Origin of the sequence: Amycolatopsis sp. NBC_01307, from assembly GCF_035975215.1 — a bacterium.
Lineage (GTDB): Bacteria > Actinomycetota > Actinomycetes > Mycobacteriales > Pseudonocardiaceae > Amycolatopsis.
Window position 1 is genome coordinate 7,275,935 of record NZ_CP108403.1, and the last position, 26,311, is coordinate 7,302,245.

At 70.9% G+C, this 26,311-nt stretch carries 25 protein-coding genes; 12 read left to right on the forward strand and 13 right to left on the reverse strand.

Annotated features, from left to right (window positions below; all coding sequences use genetic code 11):
• Positions 1–43 precede the first annotated feature (43 nt).
• Positions 44–379 (reverse strand): hypothetical protein, encoded by a 336-nt coding sequence (locus OG439_RS31540; RefSeq protein ID WP_326944365.1) that lies wholly within the window; start codon positions 377–379, stop codon positions 44–46.
• Entirely contained in the window at positions 376–1,287 is a 912-nt protein-coding gene (gene mca / locus OG439_RS31545) for a mycothiol conjugate amidase Mca (protein WP_326944366.1), read from the reverse strand. The genes OG439_RS31540 and mca overlap by 4 nt, the downstream gene beginning before the upstream one ends.
• 162 nt (positions 1,288–1,449) lie before the next feature.
• On the opposite strand from mca, the gene OG439_RS31550 reads away from it, so the two are divergent.
• From OG439_RS31550 to OG439_RS31560, 3 genes are all read left to right on the forward strand, one after another.
• Complete coding sequence (locus OG439_RS31550; protein ID WP_326944367.1) at positions 1,450–1,905, forward strand: DUF4307 domain-containing protein; 456 nt, start codon at positions 1,450–1,452, stop codon at positions 1,903–1,905.
• Between the two features lie 195 nt (positions 1,906–2,100).
• Positions 2,101–2,604 carry a transcription elongation factor GreA gene (greA, locus tag OG439_RS31555; RefSeq protein WP_247057692.1) on the forward strand — a complete coding sequence of 168 codons (504 nt, stop codon included), beginning with the start codon at positions 2,101–2,103 and terminating at the stop codon, positions 2,602–2,604.
• 90 nt (positions 2,605–2,694) lie between these two features.
• The gene (locus tag OG439_RS31560) at positions 2,695–3,507 is read left to right on the forward strand and encodes an MBL fold metallo-hydrolase (protein WP_326944368.1); all 813 of its coding nucleotides are present in this window, start codon (positions 2,695–2,697) and stop codon (positions 3,505–3,507) included.
• 48 nt (positions 3,508–3,555) lie between these two features.
• On the opposite strand, the gene OG439_RS31565 is transcribed toward OG439_RS31560, so the two are convergent.
• The gene (locus OG439_RS31565; RefSeq protein ID WP_326944369.1) at positions 3,556–4,029 is read right to left on the reverse strand and encodes an Lrp/AsnC family transcriptional regulator; all 474 of its coding nucleotides are present in this window, start codon (positions 4,027–4,029) and stop codon (positions 3,556–3,558) included.
• A gap of 122 nt (positions 4,030–4,151) precedes the next feature.
• Between OG439_RS31565 and hppD the strand changes: the two genes are divergently transcribed.
• The 7 genes from hppD to OG439_RS31600 all read left to right on the forward strand — a co-directional run bounded on the left by hppD (position 4,152) and on the right by OG439_RS31600 (position 12,254).
• Positions 4,152–5,354 carry a 4-hydroxyphenylpyruvate dioxygenase gene (gene hppD, locus OG439_RS31570; RefSeq protein WP_326944370.1) on the forward strand — a complete coding sequence of 401 codons (1,203 nt, stop codon included), beginning with the start codon at positions 4,152–4,154 and terminating at the stop codon, positions 5,352–5,354.
• Between the two features lie 125 nt (positions 5,355–5,479).
• Positions 5,480–6,043 carry a YbaB/EbfC family nucleoid-associated protein gene (locus OG439_RS31575; RefSeq protein ID WP_326944371.1) on the forward strand — a complete coding sequence of 188 codons (564 nt, stop codon included), beginning with the start codon at positions 5,480–5,482 and terminating at the stop codon, positions 6,041–6,043.
• 12 nt (positions 6,044–6,055) lie between these two features.
• A complete protein-coding gene (locus OG439_RS31580; protein WP_247057704.1) occupies positions 6,056–6,364 on the forward strand; it encodes a type VII secretion target in 309 nt (102 codons plus the stop codon).
• Positions 6,364–10,461 carry a hypothetical protein gene (locus OG439_RS31585; RefSeq protein ID WP_326944372.1) on the forward strand — a complete coding sequence of 1,366 codons (4,098 nt, stop codon included), beginning with the start codon at positions 6,364–6,366 and terminating at the stop codon, positions 10,459–10,461. The genes OG439_RS31580 and OG439_RS31585 overlap by 1 nt, the downstream gene beginning before the upstream one ends.
• Positions 10,448–10,882: a hypothetical protein gene (locus OG439_RS31590; protein WP_247057708.1), complete on the forward strand. Its 435-nt coding sequence runs from the start codon at positions 10,448–10,450 to the stop codon at positions 10,880–10,882. The genes OG439_RS31585 and OG439_RS31590 overlap by 14 nt, the downstream gene beginning before the upstream one ends.
• Positions 10,883–10,934: 52 nt before the next feature.
• Positions 10,935–11,357 (forward strand): hypothetical protein, encoded by a 423-nt coding sequence (locus OG439_RS31595; RefSeq protein ID WP_326944373.1) that lies wholly within the window; start codon positions 10,935–10,937, stop codon positions 11,355–11,357.
• Between the two features lie 39 nt (positions 11,358–11,396).
• Entirely contained in the window at positions 11,397–12,254 is an 858-nt protein-coding gene (locus OG439_RS31600) for a ferredoxin (RefSeq protein ID WP_326944374.1), read from the forward strand.
• A 13-nt stretch (positions 12,255–12,267) separates the two neighbouring features.
• Here the strand turns inward: OG439_RS31600 and ilvA are convergent, their stop codons facing one another.
• Entirely contained in the window at positions 12,268–13,470 is a 1,203-nt protein-coding gene (gene ilvA, locus OG439_RS31605; RefSeq protein ID WP_247057714.1) for a threonine ammonia-lyase, read from the reverse strand.
• A gap of 94 nt (positions 13,471–13,564) precedes the next feature.
• Here ilvA and OG439_RS31610 point away from each other — a divergent pair, with 94 nt between their 5' ends.
• Positions 13,565–13,837, forward strand: a complete 273-nt coding sequence (locus OG439_RS31610; RefSeq protein WP_326944375.1) for a hypothetical protein — start codon at positions 13,565–13,567, stop codon at positions 13,835–13,837.
• Positions 13,838–13,908: 71 nt separating this feature from the next.
• Here the strand turns inward: OG439_RS31610 and OG439_RS31615 are convergent, their stop codons facing one another.
• The 6 genes from OG439_RS31615 to OG439_RS31640 form a co-directional block, all read right to left on the reverse strand.
• Positions 13,909–15,066: a cystathionine gamma-synthase gene (locus OG439_RS31615; RefSeq protein WP_247057719.1), complete on the reverse strand. Its 1,158-nt coding sequence runs from the start codon at positions 15,064–15,066 to the stop codon at positions 13,909–13,911.
• Positions 15,067–15,119: 53 nt separating this feature from the next.
• A complete protein-coding gene (locus tag OG439_RS31620; protein WP_326944376.1) occupies positions 15,120–15,581 on the reverse strand; it encodes a hypothetical protein in 462 nt (153 codons plus the stop codon).
• Positions 15,582–15,617: 36 nt separating this feature from the next.
• Positions 15,618–16,010 (reverse strand): hypothetical protein, encoded by a 393-nt coding sequence (locus tag OG439_RS31625; protein WP_326944377.1) that lies wholly within the window; start codon positions 16,008–16,010, stop codon positions 15,618–15,620.
• Positions 16,011–16,414: 404 nt separating this feature from the next.
• Positions 16,415–17,896 carry a hypothetical protein gene (locus tag OG439_RS31630; RefSeq protein WP_326944378.1) on the reverse strand — a complete coding sequence of 494 codons (1,482 nt, stop codon included), beginning with the start codon at positions 17,894–17,896 and terminating at the stop codon, positions 16,415–16,417.
• Positions 17,897–18,024: 128 nt separating this feature from the next.
• Positions 18,025–19,395 carry a cystathionine beta-synthase gene (locus OG439_RS31635; RefSeq protein WP_326944379.1) on the reverse strand — a complete coding sequence of 457 codons (1,371 nt, stop codon included), beginning with the start codon at positions 19,393–19,395 and terminating at the stop codon, positions 18,025–18,027.
• Positions 19,396–19,741: 346 nt separating this feature from the next.
• Positions 19,742–20,686 carry a pentapeptide repeat-containing protein gene (locus OG439_RS31640; RefSeq protein ID WP_326944380.1) on the reverse strand — a complete coding sequence of 315 codons (945 nt, stop codon included), beginning with the start codon at positions 20,684–20,686 and terminating at the stop codon, positions 19,742–19,744.
• A 117-nt stretch (positions 20,687–20,803) separates the two neighbouring features.
• On the opposite strand from OG439_RS31640, the gene OG439_RS31645 reads away from it, so the two are divergent.
• Entirely contained in the window at positions 20,804–22,024 is a 1,221-nt protein-coding gene (locus tag OG439_RS31645) for an acetyl-CoA C-acetyltransferase (RefSeq protein ID WP_326944381.1), read from the forward strand.
• 343 nt (positions 22,025–22,367) lie between these two features.
• Here the strand turns inward: OG439_RS31645 and OG439_RS31650 are convergent, their stop codons facing one another.
• From OG439_RS31650 to OG439_RS31660, 3 genes are all read right to left on the reverse strand, one after another.
• Positions 22,368–23,900, reverse strand: coding sequence for a DHA2 family efflux MFS transporter permease subunit (locus tag OG439_RS31650; RefSeq protein ID WP_326944382.1), 1,533 nt, complete (start codon positions 23,898–23,900; stop codon positions 22,368–22,370).
• 66 nt (positions 23,901–23,966) lie between these two features.
• A complete protein-coding gene (locus OG439_RS31655; RefSeq protein WP_326944383.1) occupies positions 23,967–25,241 on the reverse strand; it encodes a YeeE/YedE family protein in 1,275 nt (424 codons plus the stop codon).
• Positions 25,242–25,408: 167 nt separating this feature from the next.
• On the reverse strand, positions 25,409–26,167 hold the full coding sequence (locus tag OG439_RS31660) for an LppU/SCO3897 family protein (protein WP_326944384.1): 759 nt from the start codon (positions 26,165–26,167) through the stop codon (positions 25,409–25,411).
• Positions 26,168–26,311 lie beyond the last annotated feature (144 nt).

The window sequence follows — 26,311 nt, forward strand, 5'->3', positions numbered from 1 at the left end:
GATCGCCCTGCTGACGCACGACGCGGCGCGGTGCTGACGCGGGTCAGTCGGCCTTGGCGGGCGAGGTGTCCCCGGCCGCCTTCTGCTCCACAACCGGCTCGGCCTCGGACTTGGCGGGCTCGCCCGCGGCCGGAGCCGGCTCGGCCGTCTCGGCCGGTTCGTCGAAGCTGGCCGGGACGCGCTTGAGGTGCTTCGTCATCGAGCGGACCAGGAACGCCACCGCGATGAGGAACAGGATCAGCACCAGGAAGCCGACCGGAGAAGACTTGCCGAAGTCCTCCCCCTGCCCGCCGTTGTCGCCGTTGCCGGGTTGCTGCGCCAGCACCACTGCCGACGCGGTCACCGGAAGCGCCACGACGGCCGGCAGCGTCAGACTCATGTGTTCACCTTCTCCTTGATGCCGGCGAACAGGTCATCCTCCGGCAACGTGCTGTCCACCTGCGACTTGACCAGCTCGTACTCTTCGGTCGGCCAGATCGCCCGCTGGATCTCCAAGGGGACGAAGAACCAGCGGCTGTTCGGGTCGATCTGCGTGGCGTGCGCCTTCAGCGCCTCGTCACGCGCCTCGAAGTATTCACCGCACTCGACGCGGGTCGTCACCCGCTCCATCACATCGGCCCGGTCGGGGTCCCACTTCGCCAGCCACTCGGTGTACGGCGACTCGAGCCCGGCCTCCTTCAAGGCGGCGTCGAAGGCCACCATCCGGGCCTTCGAGAACCCGTGCATGTAGTACAGCTTCAGCGGCTGCCACGGCTCGCCCGCGTCGGGGAATCGGTCCGGGTCGGCCGCCGCGTCCCACGCCGCCATCGACACCTCGTGGGTGCGGATGTGGTCGGGGTGCGGGTAGCCGCCGTTCTCGTCGTAGGTGGTGATGACGTGCGGGCGGAACTCCCGGATCACGCGCACCAGCGCCTCGGTGGACTCCTCCAGCGGCACCACCGCGAACGAGCCCTCGGGCACCGGCGGCAGCGGGTCGCCCTCCGGCAGGCCGGAGTCGACGAAGCCCAGCCAGCGCTGGCTCACACCGAGGATCTTGGCCGCGCGGGCCATCTCCTCCCGGCGGACCTCGCTCATGTTCGCCAGCACCTCGGGACGGTCCATCGCGGGGTTCAGGATGCTCCCCGCTTCACCCCCGGTGCACGTGACGACCAGCACCTCGTGGCCCTCGGCGGCGTAGCGCGCCATGCTGGCGGCGCCCTTGCTGGACTCGTCGTCCGGGTGCGCGTGCACGGCCATCATGCGCAGGCGCGGCCCGGCGGTGTTCCTCAGCTCGTCAGCTTCCACCATGCTCCGAACGACTCCCTTTCCACCCTTATTCCGCATCCGCACCGGGACCCACCTGCGGGCCGCCCACCCGGCCAGCGGATACTCGATCCCGTAGGCGGTACCCGTGCCGGACGACACCCATTGTCCCCAGGGGTACGACGAGTTCGAGCAGGAGGCCCCGGGTTGGCAGGCGGACCGGCGGAAACGGTCGTCGGGAGCAGCGCGTCGGCGCTCCCCGAAGGCCGCTACGGCACCGACCGCGCACCCACCTCCCGGCGCTGGCGGCGCTGGTTGTTCCTGGCCATCGCCCTGGTCGTCAGCGGGGTGGTCGCGTACGTCGCCTACGTCAACCTCGGGTCCGCGCCGATCGACGCCGAGCGCGTCGCCTTCAGCGGCAAACCGGGCAACGCGATGGAAATCACCCTCAACGTGACCCGCGACGACAACAACCGGCCGGGCGTGTGCGTCGTCCGCGTCCGCGACAAGACCGGCGCCGAGAGCGGCCGCAAAGAGCTCCTGATTCCCGCCGGCGCGAAGTACAGCACCATCACCACCACGATCAAGAGCATCGGGGCTCCGGTGACCGCCGACGTGTACGGCTGCTCGTACGATATACCACGGTACCTGTCAACCCCATAGCGGCCAACGGGGTGAACCGCGCGCTCAACGCCCACGACGCGCGGAAATAAGGGGCTTGGCCCTGTCCTGCCGTGATAGTCTGACCCCTCAGCACGGCCCACGACGGGCCGTGTTTTTCCTTTATCTCAGCCACGCGGGCACCTAGGCCCGTGTGGGCCGGCTTGAACACGCAAGCCTGGCAGGCCCGACGAGGAGATGGTGACCGTGAGCGACACCAAGGTGACCTGGCTGACCCAGGATGCCTACGACCGGCTCAAGACCGAGCTCGACGAGATGATCGAGAATCGGCCGGTTATCGCCGCGCGCATCAACGACAGCCGCGAAGAGGGCGACCTCAAGGAGAACGGCGGCTACCACGCCGCCCGTGAGGAACAGGGCCAGGCCGAGGCACGCATCCGGCACCTGCAGGAGCTGCTGCGCGGGGCCAAGGTCGGCGAGGCGCCGGCCAACGACGGCACCGCCGGCCCGGGCAAGGTGCTGACCGTCCGGTACGACGGTGACGACGACGAGGAGAAGTTCCTGCTCGCCACCCGCGAAGAGGGCGCCGAGGGCGGCCTCGACGTCTACTCCCCCGAGTCGCCGCTGGGCAAGGCCCTGCTCGGCGCCAAGGAGGGCGAGTCGCGTGAGTACGAACTGCCGAACGGCAAGTCCCAGAAGGTGACCCTCGTCAAGGCCGTTCCCTACAGCGACGGCAAGTAGCGGTCCGGGCGCGCCCGGTTCATCCGTCGCCGGGCGCGCGTCCCCGCAGCTAGCGTGTCCTCCCAGGAGCCACATTCCGGGAGGACGTCAGTGAGCACGGAACCGATCTGCCAGGCCTGCGGCATGCAGTACGCCGAGGCCCGGGACAACTGCCCGGTCTGCGAGGACGAACGCCAGTACGTCCCGGCGGCCGGGCAGCAGTGGACGAACCTGGCCGCACTCCGCGCGAGCGGTACTTACACTCCGCGCGTCGAGGAACAGGGCCCCGGCATCGTCGGCGTCGGCTCGAACCCCGGGTTCGCGATCGGCGAACGCGCCCTGCTGGTGCAGGCGGAGTCCGGCAACTTCCTCTGGGACTGTGCGGCGTACCTCGACGACGCGCTCGTCGAGCGGGTCCGCGCCCTCGGCGGCATCACCGGCATCGCGATCAGCCACCCGCACTACTACACGACGATGGTCGAGTGGGCGCACGCCTTCGACGCGCCGATCTACCTCCACGAAGGCGATCAGCAGTGGATCGGCCGGCCCGATCCGTCGGTGGAGCTGTGGTCCGGCACGACCCTGGACGTCGCTCCCGACCTGCGGCTGATCAACCTGGGCGTCCACTTCGACGGCGGCACGGTCCTGCACTGGCCGGCGGGCGAAGAGGGCCGCGGCGCGTTGCTGTCGGGCGACATCGTGCAGGTGATCCCCGACCGCACGCACGTCGGTTTCATGTACAGCTACCCGAACCTCGTCCCGGAGCGCCCGCACATCGTCCGCCGCGCGGCGGAACTGCTGGCGGGCTACCACTTCGAGGCGATCTACGGCGCGTGGTGGGACGCGATCGTGCGCACCGACGGCTTCGAGGTCGTGCAGCGCTCGGCGAAGCGCTACCTGACCCAGGTCATCGACGAAGGCTGACGCGCACCCGTCGTGAGTGGTTAGGGCGGTTAGAACCGCCCTAACCACTCACGACCGGGCGGTGCGTTCCAGCAGGGGGCGGACGCGCGGCGGGACCGGCGTCGACAGCGCGATCGACGTCGACGTCCGCTGGACGTCCGGGACGCCGACCACCTCGTCGATCACCCGCTGCAGGTCGTCGTTGCCCCGCGCCACCATGCGGACGAACAAGTCACCCTGGCCCGTCGTCGCGTGGACCTCGCAGACCTCGTCGATCGCCGCGAGGGCCTGCGCCACCTCCGCGCGGCGGCCCTGCGCTATCTCGATCACCGCGAACGCCGTGAGGCCGTAACCCATCGCCGCCAGGTCGAGCTCCGGCGGGAACCCGCCGAGGATGCCGCGCTCGGCCAGGCGGTCGAGGCGCGCCTGGACCGTGCCGCGGGCCACCCCGAGGCGGCGGGCGCACTCCAGCACCCCGAGCCGCGGGGTGTCCGTAAGCAACAGCAGCAGCCGCGCGTCCAATGCGTCGAGGTTCTCCGACATTGCCCTCTTCCCTGCACAAGTTGTCCATGATGACAGCCGATGTCCCGCAGACACCGATCATATTGTCCAGCAAAAACTGAGACCATTGCACATCTTGCCTCACGAGGCGGATCCTTCGAGGTATGACCCAGACTGCCGAACCCCACCAGGGTGCCCTCGACGACGTCAGCTACGACCAGCTGCGTCAGCTCGTCGGCCTCGTCGACCACGACGCCTCGACAGACCCGTTCCCGGTCAAGGCCATGGACGCGGTCGTGTTCATCGCCGGCAACGCGACCCAGACCGCCTGGTACTACCAGATCGCGTTCGGGATGCAGCTCGTCGCCTACTCCGGCCCCGAGACGGGGAACTTCGAGCGCAAGTCCTACGTGCTCAAGTCCGGCTCGGCCCGGTTCGTCATCACCGGTGGCGTGCGGCCGGACTCGGCGCTGCTCGAGCACCACCGCAAGCACGGCGACGGCGTCATCGACCTGGCGCTGGAGACCACCGACGTCGACAAGTGCATCGAGCACGCCCGCGCGCAGGGCGCGACCGTCCTCGAGGAGCCGCACGACGTCTCCGACGAGCACGGCACCGTGCGCGTCGCCGCGATCGCGACCTACGGCGAAACCCGCCACTCGCTGGTCGACCGGTCGCGCTACACCGGCATCTACCTGCCCGGCTACGAGCCGCGCGAGAGCACCGTCAAGCGGCCCGAAGGCGCGCCGAAGCGGCTGTTCCAGGCCGTCGACCACTGCGTCGGCAACGTCGAGCTCGGCAAGATGGACTACTGGGTCGACTGGTACCACCGCGTCATGGGCTTCGTGAACATGGCGGAGTTCGTCGGCGACGACATCGCGACCGAGTACTCGGCCCTGATGAGCAAGGTCGTCTCGAACGGCAACCACCGGGTGAAGTTCCCGCTGAACGAGCCCGCCGTGGCGAAGAAGAAGTCGCAGATCGACGAGTACCTCGAGTTCTACGGCGGCGCGGGCTGCCAGCACATCGCGCTGGCCACCAACGACATCATCGCCACGGTCACCGCGATGCGCGCCGCCGGCGTCGAGTTCCTGGACACCCCGGCGTCGTACTACGAGGACCCGGAGCTGCGCGCCCGGATCGGCAACGTCCGCGTGTCGATCGAGACGCTCAAGGAGCACAGCATCCTCGTCGACCGCGACGAGGACGGCTACCTGCTGCAGATCTTCACCAAGCCGATCGGCGACCGGCCGACCGTGTTCTACGAGCTCATCGAGCGCCACGGTTCGCTCGGCTTCGGCAAGGGCAACTTCAAGGCGCTGTTCGAAGCCATCGAGCGTGAACAGGACCGCCGCGGCAACCTCTGAGCCGCGATACGACCAAAGGCCACCATCGGGCACCTCCGGGTCCCCTATGGTGGCCTTTGGTGTGTTCACGGAACCGCGAGCGGCTCCGATCCGTCAGTGTGGAGACGGCGACAGGGAGGGCCGGGATGCCGGACAGCGTCGACGCGAGCGACGAGATGATCGACAACTGGACCAAGCGGCTCGAGGACAACGCCGCGCGGTACCAGGCGCTGGCCGATCGCATGCAGGGCCAGACGATCACCGAGCGGTCGAAGGACGGCCTCGTCACGGTGACGGTCGATTCGCGCGGCCTGCTGAAGAACCTCGTCATCGCGGAGTCCGCCGCCGGCGCCAAGCGGATGGCCGAGGTCTCGGCGCAGGTGATGCAGCTGGTGCAGCGCGCGCAGGCGCGGATCCCGGAACTGCTGCAGCAGGCCATGACCGAGACCACCGGCACGGGTGACCAGGCCGCCGTGGAGATCGTCCGCGAGGCGCAGAGCACGTTCCCGCAGCCGCCGCCGGAGCCCGAACCCGCGTTCCCGGAACCCGACCGCGTCCGCCGGTTCCTGCCCGACGACAACGAAGAGCCGCCGCCGCGCACTCCGCCGCCGGCACCGCAACCGCCGGCACCGCAGCCGCCGCAGCCCCGGCGTCGTCGCCCGGCCGACAACGACGATGACGACGACTTCGGCGGCCCGATCCTTTCCTGAGGGGGAAAAACCGTGTCAGACGTGGAACTCAGCACCGACCTCACCGCGCACGCCAAGCAGCTGGACGCCATCGGTGACGGGCTGCAGCAGGCCGTCGACGCGGCGAACCAGGTCAGCATGCCGACGGACGCCTACGGAATCCTCTGCCAGCCGTTCCGGATGCTGCTCGACCCGGTGGAGCAGTACGGGATCGACGCGCTCAAGGACGCCGTGCAGGCGATGACCGCCGTCTCCGGCAAGGTGCGCGAAGCCGCGGCGGCGTACCACACCTACGAAGCCGGGGTCGCCGACGATCTGACCAAGTCCACGGACGGTGCCTGATGCCCGAGGGCAACCCGCTCGTCGCGGACGCCAAGCAGGACCCCGACGGGCCGGGCGCGCTGACCGCCGGCAACGGCGACTACGGCTGGGCCGGCGGCATCGGCATCGCCGAGTCGTCGATGGACGCGTTCAACGGGATCAAGGACGGCGACTGGGTTTCCGGCGGCCTGGGCGTGCTGAGCCTGGCCGGCGAGATCGCGGGCGCGGCCGTCGACCCGTTCGGGTACCTGATGTCGTCGGTGGCGTCGTTCCTGATGGAGCACATCCAGCCGTTGAAGGACATGCTGGACTCGCTCGCGGGCAACCCGCCGGTCATCCAGTCGTACGCGGACACCTGGGGCAACGTCTCGAAGGCGCTGGGCGAACGAAAGACCGACTTCGACAACGCGGTCAAGACGGGCACGGCGGGGTGGCAGGGCGCGGGCGCCGACGCCTACCGCAAGTTCGCCACCGAGCACAGCGACGCCCTGTCCGGCGCGGCAACGGTCGCCGGCGCGATCAGCACGGTCACCATGATCATGGGCCAGGTCGTCTCGTTCGTCCGGGAGACCGTGCGCCAGCTGATCGCGGACCTGGTCGGCAAGCTCATCGCGTGGGTGATGGAGGAAGTCTTCTCGCTGGGCTTCGGCACACCGGTCGTCGTCGCACAGGCGTCGGCGGCGATCGCCAAGTGGGGCAAGAAGATCGGCGACCTGCTCAAGAAGCTGACCGACACGATCCGCAAGGTGTCGCCGCTGCTGTCGAAGCTCGTCGACATCTTCGAGAAGATCGCCAAGGTCTTCGGCAAGGTCCTGGGCAAGGTCAGCGGCCTGGACGGGCTGAAGATCAAGGAGGGCGGCTTCGTCCACAAGGTCCCCAAGGGCGAGGGAGGAGTACACGCGAGAGCCCACGGCGGCGCGGAGGACTCACCGGACGGCTCTGACGGTTCTTCGGGCGATTCCTCGGGCGGCGACGGGTCCGGCGATTCCTCGGCCGATTCCGGTGCCGGCCATGGGAATTCGGACTCGCCGAGTGCGGACCCGATGAACACGGACTCCTCGCCGGACGCGGCCTCCCGCCGAAGCCCGAGCCGCGAGGAGCCCGGCTCCCACGCACCCGACGGCGACACATCGGCTAGCGACGGAGGCTCGCCGGCCGGAGACTCGAGCCCATCGACGGCTCGCGGTGACTCTCCCTCACAGGCGGGGAACACCGGCCCGTCGACCCGCGCTGGTGACGGTTCGCCTTCGCACGCCGGGGACAGCTCGCCAACGCATGCGGGCGACTCCAGCCCGTCGGGGCGGGCCGCGGACAGCAACCCTTCCGCACACGCGGGCGACAACACGCCCTCCCACGCCCCGGACGGTTCACCTTCCCACACTGGGAATTCCAGCCCCTCGGCACACGCGGGCGACAGCTCGCCCTCCCATGCAGGAGACTCCAGCCCCTCCGCGCGGGCCGCGGACAACAGCCCTTCGCCGACCCGGGCGGGCGACAGCTCTCCCTCGCACGCGGGCGACTCCAGCCCCTCCGCACGAGCCACCGACAGCAGTCCCTCCGCACACGCGGGTGACAACTCGCCCTCTCGCGCCGGAGATTCGAGCCCCTCGCCGACCCGGGCGGGTGACAGCTCTCCCTCGCACGCCGGGGACTCCAGCCCCTCCGTGCGGGCTGGCGACAGTGGCCCCGCACCGACGCACTCCGGGGCGCCCGGTCACTCCGGCTCGGGGAGCCCTTCGCACTCGTCGCCCGCTGGGCGGACTGATGGGCCCGGCTCGCACGTCGGTGGGGACAGTCCTGGCAGTGCCGCGCCGCTGCGGGGCGATGGCACCACCTCCGCCAGTGGTACCGCTCCCGCGCCCTCGCGCACCGGTGATCCGGGGGGTCAGTTCCCGTCGCCGCGCGGTGGGGACGGTGCCGTCTCCGGTGTTCCGCCGCAGGGTGGCGCGCCGATGGGTGGGGGCATGCCGCCCGGTGGCGGGCCCGGCGGTGGCGGTGGGCCTGGTGGCGGTTCCCCGCGCACCGGCGGCGGTGCCGGCTGGACCGGTACCCCGGGCAGCCCCGGGGCGCGCTCGCCGCACGTCGACGCGCCCGGGCGGCCCCGCACCGGCGGCGATCTGCCCGACGGCCGTCCACGCACCGGCACTCCCGAGGGGCGGCCGCGCACCGACCTTCCCGAAGGCCGCCCGCGCACTGACATTCCCGATGGACGTCCGCGTCCCGGCCGCGATCTCCCCGAGGCGCGGCCTGGTGACGCCCCGCGACCGCGCACTCCGGATGCGCCCGCGCCGGCGGCTCGTGGCTTCGGGCCCGACACCCGCTCCGGTGGGCACGCTCCCGGCACCCGGCCGGGCGGTCCCGGGCACACCGGCCCCGGCGGTCCGCACAGTCCCGAAAGCCACGGCCCACACGAAAACCGTCCGCACGACAACCGTCCGCACGAGAACAGCCCGCAAGAAAGCGGCCACCACGACCCGGACGGTGGCCCGCCCCACCACGGTGAGCCGCTCAGCCCGGACGAGGTCAACGCGCGGCACGCCGAAAGCACGCCGTCCGGTAGCTCCTACCACGCCGGTGACCCGGACTTGGGCGACCTGCCGCACCGCGTGCAGCCCGACCCCGACGGCCGCTACACCGTCGATGTGCACGTCACTCCGGATGGCCACGCCCGCATCGGCGACCGGCTCTACACGCCGGAGGAGTTCGCGGATGTCTTGCGCCGCAACGGTGACTACGACGGCCGGCCCGTCCGGCTGATCGGGTGCGACGCCAGTTCCAACGACTTCGCGCACCGGCTCTCGCGTGAGCTCGACACCGAGGTGATGGCTCCGACGAAGCCGGCGTGGACCGATGCGCACGGCCGGGTCTTCTCGTCCGACTACGAGATCGGTCCGGACGGGAAGATGCGCCCGCGCATCCCGCCGGACGGCGAGTGGAACACCCACCACCCGGACGGCACCGCCCACCGCGCCGGCGACGACGGCTTCGCGCCGGACAGCCACCACGGCGACCCGCACGACGTCGACGCCGATAGCGCGCGGCACCGCGGCGATGGCGACGAGGACGGCTCGCCCTCCCACGCGGACGAAGACGACGACGAGTTCGACCTCGACGGCTGGGGCGAGCACGAAATCTCGCCCACGGACCCGAGGTACGACGAACGGCTCGTCGACTTCGACCGCCCCGGGCACGAGCACCCGCACGACTCGCCGGCCAACCCGTACCACCGGCCGCCCGACTCGCCGCAGACGATCGAGTCCGGCCCGCGCCCGCGGGACCGCACCACGCCGGGCGACTTCTCGACGCCGGTGCCGACCCAGCCCCGGGTGCTCGGCGACGTCGAGCTCAAGCCCGACACCGAATACCGGGTGGTCAACAAGACCAAGACCGGGGAGATCGCGTCGGAGACGCGGTTCTTCACCGACTCCGAGGGCAAGGTCAAGTGGGTCGAGTGCACGCCCGGTGGCGGCCGGACGGCCGACGGCGTCAAGCTGCCCGCGAACCCGGACTTCAACTACCCGCTGCTGCCCGACTGCCAGTACCGCGTCGACAACTTCAACGACCCGGCGAAGAAACTGGACTACCACACGGATGCCCGTGGCCAGACGGACGCCGCCACGGGGCAGCCGGAGTACCGCGAGTCGAACGAGGACTACCGCGACGCCGGCGGCCGGTTCACCGGGCAGGGCCGCGCGGGCCACGAAGGCCAGAACGCCTACCGCGGCGACCCGGACCACGGCGAAGTCCGGTGGGCGGGCGGTCACCTCGTCTCCACCGAGGGCGGTGGCCCCCCGGGGTACGGCAACATGCACGGGCAGATGGCCGCGTCCAACAGCGGGCACGCCCGCGACGGCTGGGATCCGCCGGAAACCTGGCGGCGCCAGGAGGAACAGCTCGCCTCGTACCACAACCCGCCCGACCGCGAGGTCGAGCTGCTGCAGGTGAGCACGCCGCGGCGGGCCGACGGACTGTCCGAAGAGGACGTCATGCGGTGGCGGGTCACCGAGGTCGACCCGGAGACAGGCGAGCGCGTTTCCCGGGTGTACGAGCGGGTGTTCGTCAACGTGCCGGAGAACATCGACCCCAACGCGACGGTGAGGCGTTATGGCGAGCCCTGATGAGCTGGTCCCGGCGATCTTCGACGCGGTCGGGCAGGCGCTGCCGCCGAACTGGCGGCGCGTCACGTTCCGGGTGTGGGCGACGGTCGTGGCGTACCAGACCGAACTGACGGTCGCCATGGCCGACGGCAGCTCGCCGGAGGTCGCGCCGCCCGCGGTGACGAACCTGATCGCCGCGCTGCGCGAGGTGATGTACCAGCCGGGCCGGGGCACCTGGTTCTCCGCGAGTTTCCGGCTGCGCGCGGGCGAAGAGCCCGAGGCGTCGTTCAACTACGACCAGGACCCGCGGTGGTTCCCGGAGCTGCCGCCGGTGGCGTTCGCCCGCGACGTCGCCGCTTTCCCCCGCGCGGACGAGCGGATCCCGGACTGGCTGCGCGCGCTGCTGGCCGACGCGGCGGCCGTGGCGGCGCCGGAAGACTAGGGTCACCACGACGAATCCCCCACCGGTGAACGAAAACGGAGGACCGGACAGCATGACGCTGACCCCCATCGAGCAGAACGAGCTGCTCGGCGAGATCGCCGAGCAGCTCATCGCGGCGGCCCCGCCGAACTGGCAGCGGCTGGTGTTCGACTTCATGGCCGTCGGCAAGCACGTCGACGTCGGGCTCGGCGCGGCGCTGGACAACGGTGCCCGGCAGCCGGTGCCCGTGCCGCGGGAAGTGTCGAAGCCGCTGGCGAAACTGCGCCGGGGGATGTACGCCGACGGCATCGGCACGTGGTACTCGATGGACATGGTGATCGACCGGCCCGACCGGTTCCAGGCGCGGTTCAACCGGGACGACGAGCCGCCGTTCCGGAACCCGCCGGCGCCCGAGCAGTACGCGCTGGACCAGGAGCGCTACCCGCGCACCCCCGAAAACACCCCGCCGTGGTTCCGGGCGAAGCTCGGTTCGTGACCGCGGCCGCTCGTCAGTGAACCCGGAGGGGGATGAACCGTGAGCCAGCCACGAGGACCGTTGCGGCCGGAGCAGCAGCATGAGCTCGTCCGGCAGATCGGCGCGGTGCTGACGGGGCAGGTGCCACCGGGCTGGCGGCAGCTGCGGGTCGAGTACCGCGCCGCCGGGCGGCACATCGAGGCCGACCTGCTGGTGACCGCCCCGGACGGGCTCCCCCGGACCCTGCCGCCGCACCCGGAGGCCGTGCGGCTGCTCGGCGTCCTGCGGGCGGGCATGTACCAGCCCGGGCTCGGCACCTGGCTCGGCGCGGTCCTCGTGTTCGACCCCGGCGGGCCGGCCGACGCCGACTTCGGACGGCCGGACCTCGAACCGCCGTTCCGGCACCAGCCCCCGCCCATCGGTTTCCAGGACGAGCTGCGGTTCTTCCCGCGCGCCGACGAGCAGATCCCCGGCTGGCTGCGGGAGCGGGCCGGCCTGCCGACGTCGACCCCGGTCCCGCAGGCGCCACTCGGCCCGGACGAGAAGGTGCGCACGCCCCGCGTCCACGACGGTCTCGACGCGTCGGGCCGGCCGGTCATCCGGCGGCCGGCCCTCGTCCCGGCCGAGATCGAGCGGTTGCTGGCCTACCTGGAGGCGGCGCCGGTCATCCTGGCGTCCCGGAGCAACGGCGCCGACGTGTTCGCGCCGGAGCGGACCGACGCCGTGCCGATGAACTTCCGCACCGACGGGGCGTGGGCCTGGCCCGGCGCCGTCGGGTACTACCTGCGTGAGCACGGGGTGCCGCCGGATCCGGACCTGGTCGCCCACATCCGGGCCCGGCGGTTCGCCGCGCCGTCGGAGGTCTCCGCCGAGGCCACGGTCCTGGCGCTGGCGGCGATCACCGGCGAGCGGCTGTGAAACCCGGAAAGCCTTAGACGACCGTGTAACCGGCGTTCGTGAGCGCGATCTCGATCTCCTTGCAGTGCTCGGGACCGCGGGTCTCCAGGGCCAGGGCGACGTCGGCCTCGCCGAGGTCGAGGCTGCCGGAGATCCGGGAATGCTCGACGTCGAGCACGTTCGCGCCCTGCCCGCTGACGCACGACAGCACGCCCACGAGCGACCCCGGCCGGTCCGGGACCCGCAGGTGCAGCCGCAGGTAGCGGCCGCCCGCGGTCATGCCGTGCTGGATGATCTGCAGGAGCAGCACCGGGTCGACGTTGCCGCCGGAGAGGATCGCCACGACCGGCGGCTCGAACGCGCCGGGGTGCTGCAGCAGCGCGGCGACGGTGGCCGCGCCGGCGGGCTCGACGACCAGCTTGCGCCGTTCCAGGCAGAGCAGCACCGCCCGCGAGAGCGACTGCTCGGACACCGTCACGACGTCGTCGACCAGCGACGCGACGTGGGCGAAACTGACCGGGCCCGGCTCGCCGACCGCGATGCCGTCGGCCATGGTCGACGTCTGGCTCAGCCGGACGGGCGCGCCCGCGACCAGCGACGGCGGGTACGCGGCGGCCTCCTCGGCCTGGACGCCGATGACCTTGACGTCCGGCCGCACGGCTTTGACGGCGGAGGCGACCCCGCCGACCAGCCCGCCGCCGCCGGTGGCGACGAGGATCGTCTTGACCCCGGGCACCTGCTCGAGGATCTCGAGCCCGACGGTGCCCTGGCCGGCGATGACGTCCTGGTGGTCGAAGGGGTGGATGAACACCGCGCCGGTCCGCTCGCCGAACTCGATCGCGGCGGCGAGGGTCTCTTCGAGCAGCGCGCCGTGCAGGTGGACCTCGGCACCGTAACCGCGCGTGGCGGCCAGCTTGGGCAGCGGCGCCCGCAACGGCATGAAGACCGTCGACCGGGCGCCGAGCAGCGACGACGCGAGCGCGACGCCCTGCGCGTGGTTGCCGGCACTGGCCGCGACGACGCCCCGCGCGCGCTCCTCGTCGGTGAGGCCGTGGATGCGGGTGTAGGCGCCGCGGATCTTGAACGAGCCCGTGCGCTGCAGGTTTTCGCACTTCAGGTGCACCGGACCGCCGTGGAGCCGGCGCAGGTCGCGCGCGTGCTCCATCGGCGTCACCCGGGTCACTCCTTTGAGGAGTTCGCGGGCGGCCTGGATCCGCTCGATGGTGACGAGTTCCATGAGCCGGATGATGCCACTCAGGAGATCCACAGGTTGATCGGACCGGGAGCCGGGTACCCTTGGCGTGTCAACTTGCGGTAAACAGGGAGCAACCATGGCACGGGGGAAACCCGCGAACGCCGCTCAACGGGCGCGCGCCACCCGCTCCGCCGGGCTGGTCCCGCTCGTGATCGGGCTGGCGTCGGCCGCCGCCCTGACCGGAGCCGCCTACATCACGGTGGACAGCGCTTCGTGCGCGTCACCGGCCCAGTACATCCGCCACGACAGCCACGTCGAGCTGGTCGGCGGCTGCGTCGACGGCGCGGACCTGCCCGCCGCGGGCACCCCGAAGTCCGGCACCGTGGTGCACGGCAACTACAACCCCTGACCTGCGCGAAGCTTTCGCGGAACGGCCCCGGAACCAGTCGGTTCCGGGGCCGTTTCGCTGTCTTCGGGACGTCAGCCGAGCGCGGTCAGCAGGTCGGCGACCAGGTCGGTGCCGTCTTCGATGCCGACCGAGAGGCGCAGCAGGTCCGCCGGCACCTGCAGCGTCGAGCCCGCGGTGCTCGCGTGCGTCATCTTGCCCGGGTGCTCGATCAGCGACTCGATGCCGCCGAGCGACTCCGCAAGGATGAAGAGCTTCGTGCGCGCGGCGACGTCCAGCGCCGCCTGCTCGCCGTCGACGTGGCTGAACGAGACCATGCCGCCGAAGCGGCGCATCTGCTTCGCCGCGATCTCGTGGCCGGGGTGCTCCGGCAGGCCCGGGTAGTAGACCTTCGCGACTTTCGGGTGCTTCAGCAGCGCCTGCACGACCAGCTCGGCGTTGTCGCTGTGCCGCTCCATGCGCAGGGCCAGGGTCTTGATGCCGCGCAGGGTCAGCCACGCGTCGAACGGGCCGGGGACCGCGCCGGCGGCGTTGCGCAGGTAGAAGAACTGCTCGCGCAGCTCGTCCTCGTTGGTGACGATCGCGCCGCCGACGACGTCGGAGTGGCCGCCGAGGTACTTGGTGGTCGAGTGCAGCACGATGTCCGCGCCGAGCGAGAGCGGGTTCTGCAGGTACGGCGTCGCGAAGGTGTTGTCGACGACCAGGCGGGCGCCGGCGTCGTGCGCGACCCCGGCCAGCGCGGCGATGTCGGCGATGCCGAGCAGCGGGTTGGTCGGCGACTCGCACCAGATCAGCTTGGTCTCGGGCCGGATCGCGGCGCGCACCTCGTCGAGGTTGCCGAGGTCCGCGACGGTGTGCTCGACGCCCCAGAGGCTGAGCACCTTGTCGATCAGGCGGAACGTGCCGCCGTAGGCGTCGTTGCCGAGCACGAGGTGGTCGCCGGGGCGCAGCGTGCTGCGCAGCACCACGTCGGACGCGGCCATGCCGGACGCGAAGGCGAGGGCGTGCCGGCCGCCCTCCAGCGAGGCGAGGGCCTCTTCCAGCGCGCTGCGGGTCGGGTTCGCGGTGCGCGAGTACTCGTAATCGCCCTCGCGAGTGCCGCCGACGCCGTCCTGCGCGTAGGTCGAAGTCTGGTAGATGGGCACGATCACCGCGCCGGTGCGGGGGTCGGGCTTCTGACCGGCGTGGATCGCGCGGGTCTCGAAGCCCAGTTCGGAGTAGTCGTCCACCATCCCTTCAGCGTACGGCCCGGGCCGTACATTCCCGGCAGGTGGGATGGCTCTCGTCACTCACGTCCAGTGACCGGGAGGCCGCACCAGCGGGCGGTCGGCGCCGCCGCCGAAAGGGCGAGCGTCGCGAGGGCCGGGGGCAGCACCAGGACCAGCGCCAGCACCCCGCCGGCCGCCAGGTCACCGGGGCCGCCGAGGTCGACGTACGCCAGCCCGGTCGCCGCCAGCAGCAGCGACGTCAGCGTCGCGACGATCGCCGTCGCGCTGCCCGCGATGCAGCCGAGGCGGCCCAGCGGGTCGTGGCGCAGCAGGAGGACGCCGCCGGGCAGCAGCACCGCCGTGAGGAGCAGGTCGACCGCCGCGTGGACGGCCGTGCGGGGCGCGTCACCCGGGAACCGGACCAGCGCGACGACGTCGAGGAGCAGGCCGGCCAGGTAGAGCAGCCCGCCGACGACGGCGAGGGCCGCGGCGGCCCGCGCCGTCCGGCCGGTGGCGGAGGTGAGCGCGGAGAAGATCACGCGCCGAGGATAGGGCCACGGCGGGTGACCGCGCGATCACCAGCTCTCGGACGTGTAAGCGCCCTGGCCGGTGAACACGGGCAGTGTGGGCGTGCGGTAGCGCAGGTAGCGGAACGTCGGCGGCAGGAAGGCCAGTACCAGCACGAACACCGAGAGCCCGGCGAGGCCGACCCGGTCGACCATGGCGAGGCCGCCGTGGGTGAACATCGCGTCGACGAACCGCGACAGCGGCACCCCGGCCGACAGCGGCTCGGTCAGCAGGGCACCGATCGCCAGCAGCGCGCCGAGCCCGAGCAGGACCGCCCCCGCGGTCGCGCGGAACAACGTCGCCAGCGAGCCGAGCAGCAGCACGAGCCCGGCGAGGAGGAACGCGCCCAGATCGACCAGCACCAACGCGGGCAGCATGCCGAGACTGAATTCGGCGGGCATGTCGAGAAAGATCTTGACCGGCACGAATCCGGCGGCAACCGCGGCCGGCAAACCGAGCAATCCAGCGAGAACGGCCGTTACTCCGGACGGCCTAGCGGATGAATACGAATGCGAATGAGCTACCGGGTAACCGAGCGGACCGGCCACGAATCCCCCATCGACAGAACACGAACATCGGCGCTCAGCCTAGTCTGCACCTGGGGAAGTAGTCCTAAAAAATATCGGAATTCGGCCGGACGGCGGAACCCAAGATCATTTTCCTGCGCTAGAGGCAGAAATCCTGTCACGCGATCACGGCGCGCGATTCACCGACCGCTTGTCCTATTCGGACAATTGCACGCCTGCCTATAAATGCAGCGTGCCCCGGAGCCGAAATGGCTCCGGGGCACGAAAACGGTGTTCACTCACCACTGCTGCGGCGGCTGACCGAACCCTCCGCTGGGCGGGCCCTGCTGCTGCGGCGGCTGTCCCCAGCCCTGCGGCGGCTGACCCGGCTGCTGGCCCGGTTGCTGCGGGTAGCCGTGCGGCGGCTGACCCGGCTGGCCGAAGCCACCCGGCTGCTGCGGCTGCTGGTGCGGCGGCGGGAACCCGCCACCCTGCGGCTGCGGGAACCCGCCACTGGCCGGGTTGGGGCCGCCCGGCTGGCCGTAGCCCGGAGGCGGGCCGTAACCCTGCGGCGGCTGACCGAAGCCCTGTGGCGGCGGGCCGGGCTGCCCCGGCTGGCCGAACCCGGGCTGCTGCTGCGGGCCACCGAAGCCTTGCGGCGGACCGTCGAAGCCCTGCTGCGGGCCACCGAAGCCCGCGGGCGGACCGCCGAAGCCCTGCGGACCGGTCGACGCGGCCGCGCCGTCACCGAGGCCGACGAACTGCTTGGTCGCCGGGAGGAGCCCCAGCACGCCGATCGCCAGCACGAAGATCCCGGCGACGAGGTAGAGCGCCTGGCCGTTGCCGAACTTGATCGTCGCGCCGTCCGGCACGTCGATGCTCAGCTCGATCATGATCAGGATCGCGAAGATCAGCAGCACCGCGCCGCCACCGACCGCCAGGAACGAGGCGATCTTGTTCTTCAGGAACGTGAACACGGCGGCGCCCAGCGCGGCCAGACCGCCGACCAGCACCAGGATGTAGTAGATGGTCAACGCGCCGGGCGAGATGTACTGCCCGGCGTCCTTGGCCGCCTGGATCTGCTGGTCGGTGACCTTGCCGACGGCGTCGGAGTACGTGGTGAAGTCGCTGTCGAACATGTCGACGAAGAAGAACACCACCGCGAGCAGGCCGAAGATCGCGAGCAGACCGGCCGCGATGTAGCCGAACAGCGGGTTGCCGCCGCCGGCCGGCGACGCGCCGAACTGCTGCTGCGGCGGACCCCCGAACTGCTGCTGCTGGGGACCACCGAACCCGGGCGGCCCGCCGAAGCCCTGCGGCGGCTGGCCCGGCTGGCCGAAGCCGCCCGGCTGCTGCCCGTAGCCACCCGGCTGGCCGTACCCACCCTGCTGCTGGCCGAACGCCGCGGCCGGGTTGTCGGCCGCGCTCGGCGGCGGGTTGTACGGGATCGCCGGCGGCGGCTGGGATCCCGGCGGGACCAGCTGCGTGGAGTCCGCGACCGGGGCGTCACCGCCGGCCGGGTTCACCCACTGCGTCGCGTTCGCGTCGACCGGCGGCAGCGCCTGGGTCGCGCCCGCCCCGCCCTCACCCGGCTGGGCGGGCTGGACGACCTGCGTCGGTTCCGGCGTCTCCCCGAACGGGGAACCGCCTTGTGGCTGCACGACCTGCGTCGGCTCCGGACTACCGAACGGGTTGTCCTGCTGCGGATGGGGGCCACTCGGCGGGCCCTGAGGTGGCTGGTTGCCACCCCACGGCTGGTTCGGTGGCTGCGGTGCACTCATGTGGGTCTTGAACCCCCTTGACGAGGACGCGAAAGTGTTCTATTTGCGCCCACGCTATCGGATCACCCGGCAGGGCGCTCGTAACGCCCCAGCCGGGTCCGCCGATTAAGACCTTCTTCGGCTTCTGGTCACCGACCGGCCAGGAAACCCAGCAGGTCGTGCCGTGTGACGACGCCGGCCGGCTTGCCGTCGACCAGCACGAGAGCGCCGTCGGCCCCCTCGAGCGCCGTCATCGCGGAACCCACCTGCTCACCGCCGCCGATCGTCGGCAACGGCGGGGACATGTGCCGGTCGAGCCGGTCGGCCAGCTGGGCCTTGCCGGTGAACAGCGCTTCGAGCAGGTCACGCTCGTTGACCGCACCGACGACCTCGGCCGCCATCACCGGCGGCTCCGCGCTGACCACGGGCATCTGGCTGACGCTGAACTCGGCCAGGATCGCGATGGCCTCGGCGACCGTCTCGTTCGGGTGCGAGTGCACCAGGGCCGGCAGCTGGCCGCTCTTCTTCGTCAGCACGTCGGCGACCGTCGCGCCCGAGGAGTCCGGCGGCAGGAAGCCGTAGGAGGACATCCAGGTGTCGTTGAAGACCTTCGTCAGGTAGCCGCGGCCGCCGTCGGGCAGCAGCACGACCACGACGTCGTCCTCGGTGAGGCGTTCCGCGAGCTTCAGCGCGGCCGCGACCGCCATCCCGCACGAGCCACCGACCAGCAGGCCCTCTTCGAGCGCGAGGCGGCGGGTGACCTGGAACGAGTCGGCGTCGGAGATCGGGATGATCTCGTCGGCGACCTGGCGGTCGTAGGTGTCCGGCCAGAAGTCCTCGCCGACGCCTTCGACCAGGTAGGGACGGCCGCTGCCGCCGGAGTAGACCGAGCCCTCGGGGTCGGCGCCGACGACCTGGACGGCGCCGTCGCTGACCTCCTTGAGGTACTTGCCGGTGCCGGAGATGGTGCCGCCGGTGCCGACACCCGCGACGAAGTGGGTGATCTTCCCGTCGGTCTGCTTCCACAGCTCCGGGCCGGTCGAGAGGTAGTGGCTCTCCGGGTTCTGCGGGTTGGCGTACTGGTTGGGCTTCCAGGCGCCGTCGATCTCGCGGACCAGGCGGTCGGAGACGTTGTAGTAGGAGTCCGGGTGCTCGGGCGCGACCGCCGTCGGGCACACCACGACGCGGGCGCCGTACGCCTTGAGCACGTTGCGCTTGTCTTCGCTGACCTTGTCCGGGCAGACGAAGACGCACTTGTAGCCCTTGCGCTGGGCGACCATGGCCAGCCCGACGCCGGTGTTGCCGGACGTCGGCTCCACGATCGTGCCGCCGGGGCGCAGCGCGCCGGACTTCTCGGCCGCTTCGATCATCCGCAGCGCGATCCGGTCCTTGACCGAGCCACCCGGGTTCAGGTACTCGACCTTGGCCAGCACGAGCGGCTTGAGCCCCTTGGTCAACGAGTTCAGCTTGACCAGCGGGGTGTTGCCCACGAGGTCTGCGATGTGCTCTGCGTACTCCACGCCGTCAGCCTAAACGGCCTACCGGTGGCGTTGTCCACTCAGCACGTGGCAAGGCCTCCGGGCGGTCTCCGGGTGCGCGTCGGAAGTGACGGGCGTTGTGCGCGAGGTCGGGCCGTTCCGGCGCCGGCGTGTCGCTAAGCCACCAAGCCGCTACCGGTGCCGATTCACAGACCCGAGGGTCGTCGCACGCTGAGCCGTCATCCCGTCCCGGAGGTTCCGCCCGGCGCCGTGCGCGCGGTCGCGACCCATCAGAGAAGGCAGGAAGGCCCAGCAAGTGCCTCGATGTTCGACCATCCGGCTCACCTCCCCCGGTTCCGGAATGACGAAGCTCTTTCCGAAACCGATCCTATCGGGTGCCGGCATCCGTCGGTGCGTCCTTTCGAGTCAATCGCGCGCGGTCCGGCCGGTCGGCGATCGGGCGTTCTTCCCAGTCCGGGGGCCAGGTCCTGGCGACGCCGCGCTGCGCCTCGGCGCCGGCGAGCCGGGCCGCGGTCTTCGTCCCGAAATCGACCGGACCTGCGAAGACGGCGCCGTTGAAGGAGTCACGGTCGCCGCCGAAAACGGTGCCGCGGAAATCGACGCGGTCTTTGAAAGCCGCTTTGTTGAAGTCGGCTTTGGTGCGGAATTCGGTGCCGCGGAAGGACACGAGTTCGAGGAACGTCGTCTCGTAGCAGACGATCGACCGGATCGAACAGTGCGTGAGGTTCAGCCCGACGAGCGTCGCCCCGGAGAAGTCGAGGTCGACGTCCGGCCAGAACCCTTCGTTCGGCTGTTCGACGGACCCGGCGCGCAGGTGCAGCATCAGGATGCGCTGCGCGGTCTTGCGGACCTGCAGCTCCTCGGCGTTCTTCGAGTTGTGCTTGAACGGCATCCGCAGGTACGCGCAGAGCACGTTGACGATGGTCTGCCGGTGCGGCGCGTACCCGCCGGCGAGCCGTTCGAGGGCGTACAGCCCGGCGAGCCGGACCGGCGCCTTCTCGCTGCCGAGCTGGTCGGCGGCCTTGCTGTACATCTCGGTGACCCGGCGTTCGGTGGCGTCGTGGTCCTTCTGCACCAGGTCCAGCTCGGCGGAGCGCTGCCGCCGGGCGGCCAGCAGCAGCGCGGCCGCACCCCCGGTGCCGACGACGATGTTGGCCGCGGTGCGCAGCGCGTCCAGCCGGGCGGAGTCCTCGGGCCGGCCCCCGCCGAGCAACGACAGCAACAGCGTCGCCGCCAGCCCGGCGAGCAGCAGCAGGCCCGCGCCCCAGAGCAGGATCGTCCTCGTGCCCAGCACCCGCGCCTCGGTCCCCACCCGGGTGATCCTGCCAGCCCGGCTGTTGCCTTGGTCGCGTTCGGCTTTGTCCCGGGCGTGGTTCACGGCACTATGGTGAGCAACCGCTTAGCTCGCGATACGAGGATGTGTCACGTCATGCCTGAAGCCGTCATCGTCTCCACCGCGCGCTCGCCGATCGGGCGCGCCAACAAGGGCTCGCTGGTCAGCATGCGACCCGACGACCTGACCGTGCAGATGATCCAGGCGGCACTGGCCAAGGTGCCGCAGCTCGACCCCACCGACATCGACGACCTGATGCTGGGCTGCGGCCTGCCGGGCGGCGAGTCCGGGTTCAACATGGGCCGCGCGGTCGCCGTCGAGCTCGGGTACGACCACCTGCCCGGCTGCACCATCACGCGCTACTGCTCGTCCAGCCTGCAGACGACCCGGATGGCGTTCCACGCGATCAAGGCCGGCGAGGGCGACGTCTTCATCTCGGCCGGCGTCGAGACCGTGTCGCGCTTCTCGAGGGGCAGCTCGGACTCCTGGCCGGACACGCACAACCCGCTGTTCGCCGACGCCGAGAAGCGGACGGCGTCGACGGCGGAGTCCGGCACCGACAGCTGGACGGACCCGCGCGCCGCCGGGGACGTCCCCGACGTCTACATCGCGATGGGCCAGACCGCGGAGAACCTGGCGCGGCAGAAGGGCGTCACGCGCGAGGACATGGACGAGTTCGGCGTCCGCTCGCAGAACCTGGCCGAGAAGGCCATCGCGGACGGCTTCTGGGCCAAGGACATCACCCCGGTGACGCTCCCGGACGGCACGGTCGTCTCGAAGGACGACGGCCCCCGCGCGGGCGTCACGGTGGAGGGCGTCTCGGGGCTGAAGCCGGTGTTCCGCCCGGACGGCCGCGTCACGGCGGGCAACTGCTGCGCGCTGAACGACGGCGCGGCGGCACTCGTCGTCATGTCCGACACGAAGGCACGCGAGCTGGGCCTGACGCCGCTGGCGCGGATCGTGTCGACGGGCGTGACGGGCCTGTCGCCGGAGATCATGGGCTACGGCCCGGTCGAGGCGTCCAAGCAGGCGCTGTCCCGCGCGGGCCTGTCGATCGGCGACATCGACCTGGTGGAGATCAACGAGGCGTTCGCCGCGCAGGTCATCCCGTCGTACCGCGACCTGGGCATCGACCTGGACCGCCTGAACGTCAACGGCGGCGCGATCGCGGTGGGCCACCCGTTCGGCATGACGGGCGCGCGCATCACGTCAACGCTGATCAACTCCCTGCAGCACCACGACAAGCAGTTCGGCCTGGAGACGATGTGCGTGGGCGGCGGCCAGGGCATGGCGCTGATCATCGAACGCCTCTCCTGAGTCGTTGAACGGCCGAAGGCCACCACCGGAAGTCTCGGTGGTGGCCTTCGGCGCGTCCGGAGGTGTGATCCGCACGCCGACACGCGTGATCGCGAGGTCAACTCGCGTGATCAGAGGGTCGACACGGCGAACCCGGACGACGGGGCCGTGTCGACCTCCCGGTCACGCGTGTCGGCTCTCCGATCACGCGTGTCGACCCTGCGATCACAACCCACCGACGTGACCCGGCCGACCCCCCGCGCACCGGGGGTCGGCTCGCGTGCCCAGAGCGTCGGGTCGCGTACCCGGAGGGTCGGCTCACGTGATCAGCGGCGTATCTCGCGTGATTGGGCGCGTGACTCGGTCAGTGGAGCATTACTGGTGGGGTCAGTTCCTCGCCTTCCGGGACCGCTGGGGCCGTTGGGCGGGACTTCGGGAGGAAGAGCGCCGGGATCACGCAGAGGACCACCAGGACCAGGGACCAGACGAACGTCGTCGAGAAGGCGTCCGCGGCCAGGCCGGTGGCTGCTTCGTGGGTGGCCGGGTTCATGATCGCCGCCGTGGCCGCAAGCTGGCCCTGGGCCGTCGGGACGCCGAACTTGCCCGCCAGCAGGGCCGCCAGGATCGTCGCCATCACCGCCGAGCCGATCGCGCCCGCGGTCTGCTGGACGATGTTCGTGGCCGTGGACGCGCGGGCCATGTCCTTGGGCTGCAACGTCTGCAGCGCGGACGTCGTGATCGGCATCATCGTGCAGCCCATGCCCAGGCCCATCACGAACAGCGCCGACAGCAGCACCAAGTACGGCGTGGTCGCGGTGACCTGGGTCAGCATCGCCATCGAGCCGACCAGCAGCACCATGCCCGGCAGCACGATCTTGCGCACCCCGACCTTGTCGGCGAGCCGGCCGGCGATCGGCATCGTGATCATCGCGCCGAAGCCCTGCGGGGCCAGCAGCAGCCCGGCGTGCAGCGTCGTCTCGCCGCGCACCAGCAGGAAGTACGTCGGCAGCAGCATCATCCCGCCGAGGAACGCGACGAAGAACAGCGACATCGTCACCATCGCCGAGGTGAACGCGCGGTTCTTGAACAGCCGCAGGTCGACCAGCGGATTGGCCACGCGCAGCGCGCGCAGCACGAACGCCACCAGCAGCGCCAGGCCGCCCAGCGCCGGCAGCCAGACCTCGACGGCCGTGACGCCGCCCGCGGACGGGATCTTCGAGACGCCGAAGATCAGCGCGGCGAGCCCCGGCGACACCATCAGCATGCCCGCGAAGTCGAAGCGGGACGCCGCCTCCGGCTCGTCCTTCGGCAGCAGCCGCCACGACAGCAGCAGCGTGACGACGCCGATCGGCACGTTGATGAAGAAGATCCAGCGCCAGCTCACGGCGTCGACCAGCCAGCCGCCGAGGATCGGGCCGCCGATCGGGCCCAGCAGCATCGGTACGCCCAGCACCGCCATCACGCGCCCGATCCGCTGCGGGCCCGCCGCGCGGGTCAGGATCGTCATGCCGCAGGGCATCAGCATGCCGCCGCCGAAGCCTTGCAGGACGCGGAATCCGATCAGCGTCTCGATGTTCCACGCCAGGCCCGCGAGCATCGAGCCGGCCAGGAACAGCACGATCGCGACCATGTAGAGCCGCTTGGTGCCGAAGCGGTCCGACGCCCAGCCCGTGATCGGGATCACCGTGGCGAGCGCGAGCAGGTAGCCGGTGGCGACCCACTGGATGACGTCGAACGACGTCGAGAACTCGATCGTGAGTTTCTGCAGCGCCACGTTGACGACCGTGGTGTCGAGGATCGCCATGATGGCGCCCAGCACCACCACGGACGCGACCTTCAGCACCCCCGCGTCGAGCGCGTCACCCTGCGGCGCGGCGGCCGTACTTTGCGTTGACATCAGGAACAATTCCCCCAGGTAGTGGTTTCGTCCGCGAGACTACCGGGGGCCACCGACAAAAACGTCTCAGCAGATGCTGTCGGTCGGAACCGGGTTCGCGAGCCCGAACAGCGGCCGCAGCTTCAGCCCGATCCAGGTGCCGCCGAGCGCGAAGACGCCCCACAGCCAGCCGTGCAGGCTGCCGGTGGAGATGCCGCCGAGGTACGCGCCGATGTTGCAGCCGCCCGCCATCCGCGCGCCGACGCCCATCATGATCCCGCCGAGGATCGCCGCGACCGCCGTGCGCCACGGGATCGAGCTGTGGATCTTCCACGCGCCCGCGCCCGCGGCCGCGGCGGCCACCGCCGCGCCGATCATGATCCCGACGTCGGTGAGGCTGTTCTTGTCCTTCCAGATCGGGCTGGCCAGCGACGTCGCGTTCGCCTTCTGCTGCCAGAACGCCCAGCTCTCCGGGTGCAGCCCGAACACCTGCAGGATCTTCGCGCCCCACAACGAGAACGCGCTGGTGACGCCCCAGATCCCGCCCGAGACCAGGAACACCGCGCCGGCCAGCACGCCGAGCACGAGCGCGCCGGCGAGCATCGGCCACGAGCCGCGGAAGACGCGCGCGAAACCACGCGCGGTCGGCACGGCGTCCACCGGCGGCGGCGTGCGGCGCTTCTGCACCGCGCGGGTGACCACCACGATCCCGGCGAGCACGGCGATGGTGATCGCCCACGAGCCGAGCCAGCCGACGTGGTCGGCCAGCAGCACGCCCTTGAACTCCGGCCAGCCGCTCAGCACCGGGTACGCCCAGGTGTAGAGCACCGAGCCGGTGATGAACCCGCCCAGCGTCAGCACGATGGCCGACTGGCCCGACCCGACCGCGAACAACGTGCCGGACGCGCAGGCGCCGCCGAGCTGCATGCCGATCGCAAAGAGCGTCGCGCCGACGAAGAGGGCGAGCCCGAGCGGGCCGGCCGTCGGCGCCGGCTTGCTGCCGAACAGCCCACTGCCGGTGCCCGCGATCAGCGCGATGAGCGTCGCGGCCGTGCCGAGCAGGACGGTGTGGGCCCGCAGGCCCTGGCCGTTGCCGACGGCGATCAGCTGCCGCCACGCCGACGTGAAGCCGAACCGCGAGTGGAACAGCGCGAGCCCGAGGCCCAGGCCGAGCAGCAGCAGGACGCCGAACTTGGCGCCGTAGCTCGCCCAGACGTACCAGGTCAGGCCCACCGCCAGGACGCCGGCGACGGCCAGCGGGACGACGCGGACGGGTTCCTCCGGCCGCGGCACGGGCGCGGCGCAGGAGGTGGGGAACTCGAGGAACTTCTTGTCACCGACGGGGGATTCGGTCGTCGCCACCAGTACTCCAGGCTCGGATCGGCGGAGCAGGACGATCAAAGCTAGGACCGGGCCGGGTCCGTCGCAGCCCGTCGCACAGTGTGGGACGAATGGAGCAATCCAGTAGCCCCTGAACGCCGAGAAGGCCCCCTCGCCGAGGCGAAGGGGCCTTCTCCGGTCTTGCGGTGTTACTCGTTCGTCTTGACGCACATCGTCGTCGCCGGCTCCGGGTAGACCGCGACGCGCGTGGCGTCGGTCCCCTCGCAGACGCTCTGGTCGGCCTGGCCACTGACGACCTTGACGAGCTCGCCGTCCTTCGACGGGTCGGAGCACGGGACCTTCTTGTAGCCCTGCGTCTTCGAGGTGAAGTTCGTCAGGCAGTCGCCCTGCTTGGCGTTGATCATCAGGCACAGCTTGTAGGAGCTGCGGCCACTGACGGTGTAGGTGTCGTACGCCGCGTCGCTGCCGCCCGGGCAGGAGTCACTGGAGCTGTCCAGCTTCTTGGCGATCTTCACGTTCGCGCTCGGGTCGTTGCAGTCGGCCTTGCTCGGCTCGTCGCCACCCGAGGTGAACTCGGTGACCGACAGGCAGTCACCGGCGTTCGAGCTGGCCGGCGACGTGGCGAAGTTGATGATCGCCAGCGTGCCGCCGACGATCACGATCACCGCGACGATGGCGAGGCGGATCCAGAGCGCCTTCGACTTCTTCGGCGGAACCGGCGGCGCGGGCGGGTAACCGGGCTGGCCGGGCGGCGGGCCGTACGGGCCGGGCTGACCCTGGACCGGCTGGCCCTGGGGCGGCGTGCCGTACTGCGGCTGCGGCTGGCCCTGCGGCGGCGTGCCGTACTGCGGCTGGCCGTACTGCTGCTGGCCGCCAGGAGGCGGCCCGTAGGGATCGGGCTGACCCACCGGCTGCTGGCCCCCGGGGGCCGGAGGGGGAACGCTCACTGTGAACCTCACACATGTGAAAGAGAACTGACCGGCACATCAAACACGCAGGGTGATCAGCGTCCGCAGCGGGGTCCACGGATGAGACATTTACCGACAGAAAAGGCGCCCCGTCGATTACGGAGCGCCTTCACTGCAGGACGG